The following is a 12,274-nucleotide window of genomic DNA, read 5'->3' as shown; positions in this document are numbered from 1 at the left end:
TGATTATTATATTCAAGTTAATTAAACTATATGTATATGTTAGTTTTGTAATACTATAGCATCGTCCATATGCCACTGGCTTATCGGCTTATGAATAATAACCATCGTTTTGAAAGCATTTTTTTCTAATGTAGCGAAATATTCCATCCAGGTAGCCCAGGTATCGGTTTGATGAAAACCAGTAGCAGCCTTATCCATTTCAGCCTGAAGTTTACCAGTTAAGGTATGAGCCTCTTCATACTTGCGTTCTTCCGTTAATTTTTCTATGCTAACTACCATTGCTTCTAATTGAGCAGCCATATCAACAGGCAGCACTTTTTCCAGGTATTTTTTGTAGAGCTGTTCCTGTACGGTAAGTAAACCACCCTCAGTTTTATCTTCTTCAGATGTAGAGTTGAAAAAAGCATGGTTCAAATACTTGTACCGGTCATATACTTTATCAAATTCTTCTTGCGAATGATATCCCAACTTCACTAACTCTCTTAATTCATCAAATCCGCCAATATCTTCGTAATCTGTTTTCTTATAAGGATTACTACTAATAACTATTCCTGCTGATAATAAGCCATGGTCATCGTTTTGCTGGGTTTGTACTTCCAGATACTGATCACCATTTTCGCAGGGAAGTATCTTTTCTGATCTTTTGTGCTTCTTATGATAAAAAGCCATCACTTTGGCTTTGTCATCTTTTACTAGGTAAACTTCTGCATTGGCCGTGCTATATCCCGAGTTTCTGGTCAATACTACTTCGTCTGATTCATGCATCATTACAGCGCTGGGATACACCTCTGCTACCAGTCTTTTCTGGGCAGTTACTACTAGGCTAGTTAAAGCAAATGCAAAAGTGGCAATAATTGTTTTCATGGTTGGGTGGTAGTGTTTGTTACTTTATCCGGCTTAAAAAGCCTTAGACAAACGTTAATGAGTATGTCTGGTTGAGGTAACCTTTCAGAAACAAAACTTTTGCTGTCTGTTAGATAAGGAATGTAATACAGTCCATTACCTTTGAAAAAGCTATTATAAACGCTACAGCATGCCTCCTTACCACAGGCTACATTTGCTGACGGCTGCTGACTTTAAATAGCAAAAAAAATAACCGTAGTTATTAGTCATTGATTAGTATACTTGTGAGAAATACTTATCAATCGTCATGCATATTTACATACGATGCCTCTTAGTAGCCGGAGTACTAATGTTTGTTTCATATAGTTGCTCGAACAGTACTGAGCCTACTGCTACCTCACTTACCGAGGCAAATACCAGGCTTCAGCTACAGCTGGATAGCTTGCGTCTACAGATAGATTCATTAATGGATAAACAAGTTTACACGCAGGATGCCAGGAGTGGAAAAGACTTATTAAGCCAAAGTGACCTAGATTTTTTCAAAAGAAGAGGGTTGACCAATCCGGCAGAAACTATCAAAGCAGATCTTCTGAAAAATAACCAGCTGATTCCTGTAAAAGGCAATTTAGGAGGGACGATGCAATTCTATAAAGAACGGATTCAGATTCTGAACCGACAATGGGTGATGGCATATTTCGAAGATGGCCATAGTGCGGGAGAACTACTGCTGGAGTATACATTTACTGATACTGGGAGCATCTCCTGGAAAGTGCTTTCTAGCCGTATACTGTAAGGCAAGTTGTTAGGTGAGTGCTTTGTTTGAAATCCAAAGTAAATTTACCTGGCTCCAAAAATAGAACTGCCTACCCTTATAAGAGTGCTGCCTTCTTCAATGGCAATGTGGTAATCTCCGCTCATACCCATTGAAAGTTCTTGCATCTCTACATTAGCAGGTAACTTTTGGGATTTTAGTTGATTAAAAAATAATTTCAACCCCTTAAATTCCTTACGTATTTGTGTGAGATTTTCTGTAAAAGTAGCCATGCCCATTAATCCGGAAATCTTTATATGCTGTAAGATGGGAAGTTCGGGTAAGTGCAGCAATGCTTCTGCTTCTTCAACAGACAACCCAAACTTAGTATCTTCCTCTGCAATATGTATCTGCAGTAAGCAAGGAATAACCCGGTTTACTTTTTGTGCCTGCTTGTTTACTTCTTGTAGCAACTTAAAGCTATCTATCGAATGAATCATACTTACAAAAGGGGCAATATACTTGACTTTGTTGGTTTGCAGATGCCCAATTAAATGCCATTCTATATCTTTGGGCAACACTTCATATTTACTTACCATTTCCTGCACTTTGTTTTCGCCAAACATTTTACACCCAGCCTGATAAGCTTCCATGAGCATATCTACTGGTTTAGTTTTTGTTACAGCAATTAACCGGCAAGGCGTATTTTGTAGAGTACTGGTAATGGCTTCTATATGGGTACGTATGCTCATAAGTAGTGCGTTGGAAGGGTATTTTAGATTTTTTCTTATTGCTAAAATTAAAAGGACTGCTGCAAAATTACATCCCTTATCTGGTGAAAAAGCAACTTAGCTTTTTATTTATTTCATATAAATATTAATAACAGTATTTTTGCCATAATTCATCAACAAAACCCAGTAAGTAATGCCCATATTAGGTACACTTTTAAAGAATGGAATAAAAATTAGGAAAATAATTGAGCAGGAGCGCATAAATTCTTACGAATTACAGCGGGAAGAGCTTAAAAAGCTATTGTCTAAAGCAAAGAGTACGGAATTTGGTAAAGCCTACGGGTTTGAAGAAGTAATAAAAGATATCAACCATCATCAGGATTTTTATAAACGATACCGGGAACAGGTACCAGTCTATACTTATAATGATATATTTAACCGGTGGTGGAACCGCTCGTTGGCAGGCGAAAAAAACATCTGCTGGCCTGGCCGGGTAAAGTATTTTGCCTTAAGTTCTGGTACTTCTGAAGCTTCTACTAAACACATCCCCATTACCAAATCTATGATAAAGGCGATACAGAAAACCAGTATCCGCCAGATTCTGTCTCTATCTAACTATAAGGAACTTCCTAGTAAACTATTCGAAACTGGTATTCTGATGCTGGGAGGCAGCACCCATTTAAATTTTAACGGTTCGTATTTTGAGGGAGATCTAAGTGGAATAAGTGCCAGTCAGATTCCTTTCTGGTTTCAGCACTTTTACAAACCCGGAAAAGAAATAGCTAAAATTTCTGACTGGAATAGTAAGCTGGATGAAATTACTGAAAAAGCCGCCAGCTGGGATATTGGCTTTATTGTGGGTGTGCCTGCCTGGATTCAAATATTGATGGAAAAAATTATAGCACACTACAAGGTTAAAACTATACATGACATATGGCCAAATTTAATGGTGTATACACATGGTGGCGTATCCTTTGACCCTTACCGCAAAGGCTTCGAAAAACTGCTGGCACACCCAATAATTTATATTGAAACGTACCTTGCTTCAGAAGGCTTTATTGCCTTTCAAGCATTACCCAATCGCCGGTCTATGCGGATGGTAGTGAATAATGGCATCTTCTACGAGTTTATTCCTTTCAATGACAAAAATTTTGATGCCGATGGAGAGATGATTCAACATCCGGAAACATTGATGATAGACCAGGTAGAAGAAGGCAAAGAATACGCCTTGTTGCTTTCTACCTGTGCGGGCACCTGGCGATACCTAATCGGCGATGTGATTAAGTTTGTTTCAAAAAAGGAATCAGAAATAGTAATTACCGGGCGTACCAAGCATTTTCTGAGCTTATGTGGCGAACATCTCTCTGTTGATAATATGAATAAAGCCGTTGAGCTGGTGTCGGATGAGTTAAATATCAATATTAAGGAGTTTACTGTAGCAGGTATACCGCACGACACACTTTTTGCACATAAATGGTATATTGGTACAGATAATATGGTAGACCCGGAACTGCTTCGCAATAAAATCGATGAAAAATTGTGTGTACTTAATGACGATTACCGGGTAGAACGCAGTGCAGCTTTGAAGGATGTATATGTAAAGCTGCTTCCAACGGAAGCTTTTTATAAATGGATGAAGGTGAAAGGAAAAGAAGGCGGCCAGAATAAGTTTCCAAGGGTGATGAAGAAGGCTCTCTTTACTGAGTGGGAAGAATTTATTAAGCAATATGAACAATCCGGTATATGATATATTAGTAAGCGCTATCCATCGTATAGTCTTTTATGCAGGTTAGTTGCTTAGCTGAAAAATGTAGAGGAGGTTTTCGTACAAGTGATTCATGCACGCATTATTCAAAGGGATACTTTTTGGACTACTGCTGGCTATTTTAATAGGGCCAGTTTTTTTTGCACTTATTCAAACAAGCATCCGGAAAGGATTCCGGTCGGGTGTATTGTTGTCGCTGGGAATTTCCTTAAGCGATACACTATATATACTTATTTGCTATATTGGTTTTACACAGTTATTTGAGCATGAGCAGTTTAAAGAAAGCCTGGCGATGATCGGTGGACTTATTATGTTTATGTTTGGAATTTCTGCCATTTTGAAGCCAATAAGCAGCAAAGCGGATATATTAATTGAGCCCAAAAAACCCGGCACTTTCAGGTATGTATTTAAAGGTTTTGCTTTAAATGCTATTAATCCTTTTGTAATCTTATTCTGGGTAGGCGTTATGAGTATGGTTACTGTACAGGAGAAATTGGAAGGAATTCATATCTTTTTATTTTTTTTAGGTACCATACTCACTGTATTTTGTACAGATATCAGTAAAGCTTATGTAGCTCATAAGTTAAGTAAATACCTGACGCAAACCTTTCTTATATGGATGAACCGTGCTGTAGGCATGGCTTTAGTTGGTTTTGGTTGCCGGCTGATTTATTATGCATTTGAAGGATTATGATACATAAGTAAATGCCCTTACTTACTTTTATATATAGCTAATAAACATCTTTACTTTAGAGTAAACTAGGCGGATCTAACAATTTGGCGTAAGTATGGTTATTTATAAAATCCTCTGCTGTTATGCCATTCAAATATATCTTGCTATTTATTCTGCTTTGCTGTTCAGTTAATGTGTTTGCCCAGCAAAGCACAGAACTTCTCGACTTTAATCAACATCGGCTGCAAACCAATAAAATTGGAATGATTACTCTGGGTAGCTGGGCGCTAGTGAATATAGGCTCAGGGGCGATTGCTGCCCGGCAAGCTGTGGGCAGCAATAAATATTTTCATCAAATGAATGCTTACTGGAATGTAGTAAACCTTGCACTAGCGGGTTTTGGATATTATGGTTCTGCTACAGCTGATCCGGCTTCCTTCACGTTGTTTTCTTCTATAAAAGAACAATATGGTATGGAGAAAATATTATTGTTTAATGCCGGGTTGGATGTAGCGTATATGGCTACAGGTTTGTATTTAACAGAACGTGCAAAAAATTCTACTGCACAGGCAGAACGACTTAAAGGTTTTGGGCAATCAATCTTATTACAAGGAGGGTTTTTGTTATTATTTGATACTGCCCTGTATTTTATTCATCATAGCCATGTGAAAAACTTACATAATATAGTGAACAAAGTGGCTATCAGTAATAATTCAATGGGCCTTATCTTATATTTTTAATTAATAAGAATATAAATTTTGTGAGGGTTAAGTGATTATATATAAATAACAAAAGCACGTAACAATGGAAAAGTTACGTGCTTTTACTCTCTTTAAAAAATACTCAGTTATTTAACTAGTATTTTCTTTTTATATACCCCTTTTTCTGTAATTATTTGCATTATATACATTCCTTGTGTTAGCGGTGTATCCATATTGATAGATATCGCTGACTTAGTATACTGTTGAATAGCAGCCGTATATACTTGTTTACCCATCATATCATAGATAGCTATTTGTATGTCACCTTCATTATTTTCTAGTGATAGATTGAGGTTTCGGCCATTGAATGGGTTAGGATAAACAAGCAATGCATCATTAGTAGATAAAGTTGATTTATGAGTAGTATTTACCACCACAGTTTTAGAGTATTGAGCTACTCCAAACATATCTACTGAATAAATCCGGTAATAAGCTGTACTTGAAAGGGGTGAAGCATCCGTAAGATGATAAGTTGTTGCTAACGATTCGCTTCCTTTTGCAGGAACCTCGCCTATTTTTACAAAATCTTTTCCATTACTGCTTCTTTCTACCACATATTGTATAATGTTGCGTTCGCTGGCAATTATCCATTTTACTGGTACTACCCCCTCTTTTTTACTTGCTTCTAAGCTTAAGAATTCAACTGGTAAGGGTATGTAATTCCACGCAAAAGCAAAGTCTCCATTTCCCAATTTGTAAAAAGGATTAGATGTATACGTTGCCTTGATAGCTCCTCCTGATTCTTTAACATTTAATTCGCCTCCTAAATCACCCCATTTTTCTCCCTGTTCGGCCCATCCTCTATTTACTTGTGTAGTAAGTGAGGCAGGCGCATAGTCAGGGTTAGAATCCATATTTAGAGAGTCCTGAACAATGCTTAGTTCTTGCAATTCGCTTAATACATCGGCTAACGTTTGATCTGGAGTACTTACCCAACCATTGGAGGTGGTAACCGTTGCATCTTCATCTTGTACAGCCAGGGGAAGTTCAATTCTGCCTCTCTGTAAGTCAGCGTTTAATCCTGCAGTAGGCTTGGTAATTGGAAACATAATATTTTTTACATTCCAGTAGCGGCTCCGGCTCAAAAAGTTCAATGGCCTTGGTAATACTCTGTCTTCTCCATAAGGTGCCGGGTCATTAGGATACAGTGGATTAAAACTTGGATCAGGATCACTGTCTTTCTGCTCCATAATGAATACTGTACCTTTATCTGTGCTGGTAGAAGTTAACTTAATAGTTAAGTAAGCAAAGTCGCCAGGCCATAATTGGTCGCCTACCGCAAATTTATGTTTTATCTCACCAATACCTTTATACAATTGACCCAATGGACCTTTTACATAAGCCGTTGTATTAGCTGCTGCAGAGTTACGGATAATATTATCAGTTAATAAAATCAACTCCCTTCCCTGTCTAGTAATAAAGCGGCCTCGTTGTAAATTCAATTCATTGGATACAGTTGCTTTGCTCCACAGCGTAACATTGCGGTGATCAGCTAAATTACTTGCATTAAATAGTTTCTCTATTTTCAGTGTATAAAAGTTTTCAGTGACAGTATCCTGTTGTACCAGAATTTGTTCATTTAGACCAACAAAATTTACTGTACCATCTGTCGGATAAAAGCGACCATTGTTAACCCAGTTACCTTCAATTAATATTGTATTCGGATGGATTCCATTCGGACCTTTTAATATAGACTGTGGGTCAGAGCTGGAAGAGTTATCGAGTCTGGCTCCTGTGTTAACAATCAGGCTGTCTTTTACCATTAAATCACTATTCAATTCCGTTCTTCCGGATTTCATAATGATTTTATGAAATACGTTATCTGTGTATTTTGAAGGTTCCAGATTCGTGGCCGCATTGTAAGCAGCAGGAGAAGTAGGTTTGGCATTAAAAATTACCCGGCTTCCTTTATACCCTGCCCCAAAAGCGACAGGTGCTGTATTTACCACAAAACTTCCTTTATTACTCCAGTTTTCACCCACTTCCATCGAAGTGCCATTATCTAGTACCAGTTTCCCAAATGCTGTACCAATTGGCACATCAATAGTAAAGCCTTTATTTATCTTTAAGTTTCTTGCATCTGATACTTGCAAGGTGATCTGATTAGAATTTGTGTTATTGATAATACTTAAGTTGTTAGCGATTACATCCCCGGTAATATTGGTAATATTTACTGTGTAAACTCCCGGAACATAGGTATGATCTAACACAACGTCTTCATCAGGTAAGGGTACTCCGTCGGGTATCCAGTTATTGGCTGCATGCCAGAATGAATTACCTGCACCTCCATCCCACTTTCTTATCTGGGGCTGTCTCCACTGTATCTGGTCTAAGCCACAAGCAGAGCCATCGTCATCAAAAGCTTCACCTGCAAAAGAGCCGGTTGCATTTCTGAACCATACAACACCAGTAGCAACTGCAGCACATACAAGGCTTGTGCGCCTGATGTTGGCCCCATTGCCTAATCCATCTATCAAAGGCACTGGAAAGTTAACGTTATATATCGTATCAGGCGCTGCACCAAAAATGGATGCATTATCTGTATATTTAATGTATACACCACCTATGGTACCATTAGTTAAGATACCGTCGCTAAAGCTGGCTACGTTTACCATTTGTGTACCAGGAACACCATTGGCAGGAATTACGGCAGTACCTGGGCTAATAGTAGTTGAAGTAGAGGCTGTCAGATCTACTCCATTTGTATCCATAAATTCAAACAAATAATACCGGTTGCTTAAGGTACCATTTACTTTGAAGTTATACACGCCGGATATACCATTGCGGCTGATTTTTACATAGTTTTCTGCTGTACCTATAGCCGTTAATTTACCATTAGGGAAAGATGAAGCTGCTCCTTCAATACGTAATCCCAATGGATTCAATGCAGCAGGGAAAGGATTATAGTTATCCACTGTAAAATCTTTGGTGTTATTGCTTATCAGCAGGGTAGCTCCTTCTTTTAATATCAACTCGCCATTTTCACGTACACGCATCCCGTTCACCCGTACAGTTACATTCGCCTCTACAACCACGATTCTAGGCTGTGCAGGATGGGTACTTGTATTTACGGCAGGGTCATCAGTATAAATAGTTCCGCTTATTTGTCCTCTTGCCGCAATAGTAACTAGATTAGTAGCAGTAAAATGGTCAACAATTCTGTAGGTAGTTAAACCGGGAGAGGCAGGTGCAAGAGGTGTGGATAAAGCTCCTGTGCTATTATTGATCATACCAAAATTTACCTGGTTGAAACTCTGGCCGTTGCTCCGGACTATTTTGGTGGCATTGTCTGAAGGATAAAAATATACTATACCCCCACCTGTATTGATCGTTCCGCCGGTATTGTTCCAGTTACCTCTCACAATGGCAATACTACTATTGAAAGTGAAGAATCCGCCAGAAATATTGAAGTTGCCGTCTACTAATAAAGGAGTATTCGTAAGCATTTCCATACCGCCAGACAAAATATTCAGATTTCTGCGAACATCTAAACGGTCACTGCCAAAGCCTTGTACTACCACCCGGCCTTCTGGCTTGTTAATAGTAAATTCTTGTAAGTCGTTCGCGGCAATCTTTATTTCCTGTAGCGGATTGTTATCAAAAGCTTCTACAATAAATCCTGCTCCGGCATCAATAGTAGAATTACCATGAAAGCTGGCTAAATTAGCTCTGAATCGTACGGTGCCACCAGGATTTGCTCTTATAATCGCATTGCTACCAGCAAGGTTATTTCCGTTAGCATCCCGGTTGTTATTTACAAAATCGCCCCAGACAGTCAGGGTATGTCCATTCAGATCTAACGTTTTGCCATTTCTTATTAAAACCGGATTCAGATCAAAGCTATCATAGCGTCCGACAGCATTATTTATTACAGTACCCTGAATAACATAGTTTCCATCTACAATAGGAGACGTTCTCGCAGAAGCACTAATAAACACTTCAAACTGCTGAAGATAGTCCGGAGCAACTGTTTTTCCGCTCAATGGGGATGGAGCCGGATATTGACCCGGGTAAATGTTATCTGGATTATCCCAGCTACTGGCAGACAATGACCAGTTTCGGGCATCGCTCCATCTAGTTGTAGTAACATCTGTTGTTAGACGGCCATCGTAGGTATTACCTACCCAATACATACGGGTAAAGGTTTCCCAGACAATGCCTTCGTCATATCCTGGAACTGGGTCAGCATAATATCCTCCATCATAGAATTCGCCATTTACTCCACCTAATTCACCAGAACTACGGACAAATGTAATGATGCCATCTGCATTATTCTTAACTACATTTATCCCTCCAGTACCAGATGTATTAAAAATGGTTCCTCTTATATTTAGGTCCTGTCCTGTATTAATGGTAAGAGAAGTAGTTCCAGAAGCGGCATTTGCTCCTAATACACAATAACTAAAATTATAGCCCAGGTTATCGGGATCAATAACAGCAGAACTGTAAATTTTAAAACCACCGGCACTTTGGTAAGTAATAGCATCTGGTGCTAAACCATACCCACCATCTGGATAAAACCCAACATTAGAACTTCCTTGATAACTAATGGTAGTGTAAATAGCTTCTACTGTCCCGCTAAAAGCCGCCATACGGAAATACTGATTTACTGTTCCTTCGCGGGTAATAACCACTGGATTGCTTGCTTTACCTAGTAGTTTGAGGGCTCCTCCATTTACTTTTAAAAAAGTACCATTGGCTGTAGTACCGGTATTCATAAATATTTGTGAGCCTTCAGGCGCAGTAAAAGTACCAAGACTTTGAATATTGATTTCGTCGTTCTCGTTATCGCCGAAATACAATATTTGTGAACTCAGGTTGAAGCCGCCTTGTATAATATTTAAATTTCCGTGGATACGTACATTTACATCAGAGTTCAAACGAACTGTGTCTGTTTTGTAAATTTCTATATTAGGTAAAGCAATTCCGTTCTTTGGATAAAGACCTCCACAGTATGTACGTAAGGGTACATATCCTGTAATCCGTTGCTCTGTATTTCCATTAAAGCGGATGGTTGGAAGATCTTGTTTTGGCTGAACTGAATAGATACCTGGGGTACAAGGCCGCACACCCATCGGATTAATAGGGTCCATTCCTATAAATAAACCTCTTCTTGGAGGTATATTAGTGGGTTCGGCCACATTCTGATCTTCCAGGTTCCCCCCAATTTCTATAACTAAAGATGGGATAGATATATCAACAGATGCATCTTTGATAATAGTCAAATCGCCTTTTAAACTCATATCCACTGTCAGTGGTACATCACTCAAGATAAGGCTTCCGCTCTGAATCAGTAAGTTTTGATTAATTAAAAGATTGCTGATAGCGCTCAGATTGGTGTATGTTACCGTTGCACCCGCACTTTTTTCAACGATTAAGTTAGCAAACGTACAGTTTTCCCGAATTAAGGTGGAGATGTTTCCAATAAATTTTACAGTAGATGTTCCTGCATTAAAATATTCCGGACGGTTGCTCAGCCAGTTGCCTGTCACTTCAATTTTACTGTTAAAGGCATCAAATCTTGAACCTGCACCTGTTGGCTGCAGATCAACATTGCCATTAAAATTTACTGTTGCAGTAGTGTTAGTAATAAGTTTTGCAGTTCCCCAGATTCTTGTCGAACCTGTTACTGTTAATTTGGATAATACTGGCGCTCCAATAGTTGGGCCAATCTCTACACTACTAACCAATGGAATATTTGAGGATAAATCTAAGCCACCATTAAATGTTATTTCAGATGTGTTAGAGAGGAGATTTGTAACTATTCTGCCACCACTTCTAACCGTTGTAGCACCAGATACCATCAGATTCGTATTACCGGTAGCCGATAAGTTTATATTCCCACCTATTTCAACCATTAGGGTGCCTTGCACATCCACTGTTATACCTGCTACTGAAAAAACAGCACTAGAAGCTGTAGTTGCAGTGCCTTGTACCAATAAACTTCTTATAATCAAATTACTTGTAATAGCTATGCTCCCATTCGTTTTTCTTACCTCAACATTATAAAATGGCTGATCAGCGGACACAGGCGCTGCTAAGGAAGAACCGACAAACTGTACCGTGGAGGTATTTGCATTGAAAGTGGCTAAAGGCCCATCTGTAAAAGCACGCCCGACATCTATGCGGGAGGTGTTTGCATTTACAGTGCCATTGGTAAGTGTTAAATTATTGGTAACATTTAACCAAAATGCAGTTGTAGATAGGCTACCTCCTATTCTATCCACTGAGATATTATAGAAATTAGCTTTATGAGTTGTAGATGTAAATACCAAAGATATAGTAGCATCAGCAACATCTGAGTTATTAGCAAATATTACGGTTCCGGTACCTGTTAAATCACCCCCTACTGACTGGTCTACTTCCCAGTCTCCATTTACGGTTAGCATAGCTCCTGCATCTATATTTAATATACCGCTCAGAGAAATATTTCTGCAGACTGATGCTGTGCCTGTTATATTGGGCGTAAAGCCAGAAGGTATAATAACATTGGTATTGGCAGTAGGTACCCCTGCAGGTACCCAGTGAGCAGCCGTATTCCAGTCGCCTCCGGCTGGACCTACCCAATAAGATTGTCCCCAGCCTGTAAGGCTAATAAAGAGTAAAGCAATAGTTACTATTGCTTGGTAACTTATAAACCTCAGGTTTTTGCGAGCTGGATCATAGGCATCAGAACTCCGATATGTAGTCATTCTGATAGGTGTCTCTTGTGGTAAAATTTCTCCCATAGCAATACTCTGTTTATTGAGC

At 38.9% G+C, this 12,274-nt stretch carries 7 protein-coding genes; 4 read left to right on the top strand and 3 right to left on the bottom strand.

Features of this window, described 5'->3' with window-relative positions; translation table 11 throughout:
- Positions 1-39: 39 nt before the first annotated feature.
- The gene (locus Q0590_RS06710; RefSeq protein WP_302036731.1) at positions 40-864 is read right to left on the bottom strand and encodes a hypothetical protein; all 825 of its coding nucleotides are present in this window, start codon (positions 862-864) and stop codon (positions 40-42) included.
- Between the two features lie 328 nt (positions 865-1,192).
- On the opposite strand from Q0590_RS06710, the gene Q0590_RS06705 reads away from it, so the two are divergent.
- On the top strand, positions 1,193-1,636 hold the full coding sequence (locus Q0590_RS06705) for a hypothetical protein (RefSeq protein ID WP_302036730.1): 444 nt from the start codon (positions 1,193-1,195) through the stop codon (positions 1,634-1,636).
- Positions 1,637-1,680: 44 nt separating this feature from the next.
- Here the strand turns inward: Q0590_RS06705 and Q0590_RS06700 are convergent, their stop codons facing one another.
- Positions 1,681-2,346: a YggS family pyridoxal phosphate-dependent enzyme gene (locus Q0590_RS06700; protein ID WP_302036729.1), complete on the bottom strand. Its 666-nt coding sequence runs from the start codon at positions 2,344-2,346 to the stop codon at positions 1,681-1,683.
- 172 nt (positions 2,347-2,518) lie between these two features.
- Between Q0590_RS06700 and Q0590_RS06695 the strand changes: the two genes are divergently transcribed.
- The 3 genes from Q0590_RS06695 to Q0590_RS06685 all read left to right on the top strand — a co-directional run bounded on the left by Q0590_RS06695 (position 2,519) and on the right by Q0590_RS06685 (position 5,503).
- Entirely contained in the window at positions 2,519-4,072 is a 1,554-nt protein-coding gene (locus Q0590_RS06695; RefSeq protein WP_302036728.1) for a GH3 family acyl-acid amido synthetase, read from the top strand.
- Positions 4,073-4,163: 91 nt separating this feature from the next.
- A complete protein-coding gene (locus Q0590_RS06690) occupies positions 4,164-4,784 on the top strand; it encodes a LysE family translocator (RefSeq protein ID WP_302036727.1) in 621 nt (206 codons plus the stop codon).
- A gap of 122 nt (positions 4,785-4,906) precedes the next feature.
- Entirely contained in the window at positions 4,907-5,503 is a 597-nt protein-coding gene (locus Q0590_RS06685; RefSeq protein WP_302036726.1) for a DUF6992 family protein, read from the top strand.
- A gap of 107 nt (positions 5,504-5,610) precedes the next feature.
- Here Q0590_RS06685 and Q0590_RS06680 read toward each other — a convergent pair whose 3' ends face one another.
- Positions 5,611-12,252, bottom strand: coding sequence for a T9SS type A sorting domain-containing protein (locus Q0590_RS06680; RefSeq protein ID WP_302036725.1), 6,642 nt, complete (start codon positions 12,250-12,252; stop codon positions 5,611-5,613).
- Between the last annotated feature and the right edge of the window lie 22 nt (positions 12,253-12,274).

It is taken from the genome of Rhodocytophaga aerolata, assembly GCF_030503435.1.
Taxonomy (GTDB): Bacteria; Bacteroidota; Bacteroidia; order Cytophagales; family 172606-1; genus Rhodocytophaga; species Rhodocytophaga aerolata.
This window is presented reverse-complemented; position numbering and strand designations above follow the sequence as displayed.

What these genes read in the sequence shown, in the direction of transcription:
- Q0590_RS06710 (WP_302036731.1), bottom strand. Translation starts at nt 864, where the DNA reads ATGAAAACAATTATTGCCACTTTTGCATTTGCTTTAACTAGCCTAGTA.
- Q0590_RS06705 (WP_302036730.1), top strand. Translation starts at nt 1,193, where the DNA reads ATGTTTGTTTCATATAGTTGCTCGAACAGTACTGAGCCTACTGCTACC.
- Q0590_RS06700 (WP_302036729.1), bottom strand. Translation starts at nt 2,346, where the DNA reads ATGAGCATACGTACCCATATAGAAGCCATTACCAGTACTCTACAAAAT.
- Q0590_RS06695 (WP_302036728.1), top strand. Translation starts at nt 2,519, where the DNA reads ATGCCCATATTAGGTACACTTTTAAAGAATGGAATAAAAATTAGGAAA.
- Q0590_RS06690 (WP_302036727.1), top strand. Translation starts at nt 4,164, where the DNA reads ATGCACGCATTATTCAAAGGGATACTTTTTGGACTACTGCTGGCTATT.
- Q0590_RS06685 (WP_302036726.1), top strand. Translation starts at nt 4,907, where the DNA reads ATGCCATTCAAATATATCTTGCTATTTATTCTGCTTTGCTGTTCAGTT.
- Q0590_RS06680 (WP_302036725.1), bottom strand. Translation starts at nt 12,252, where the DNA reads ATGGGAGAAATTTTACCACAAGAGACACCTATCAGAATGACTACATAT.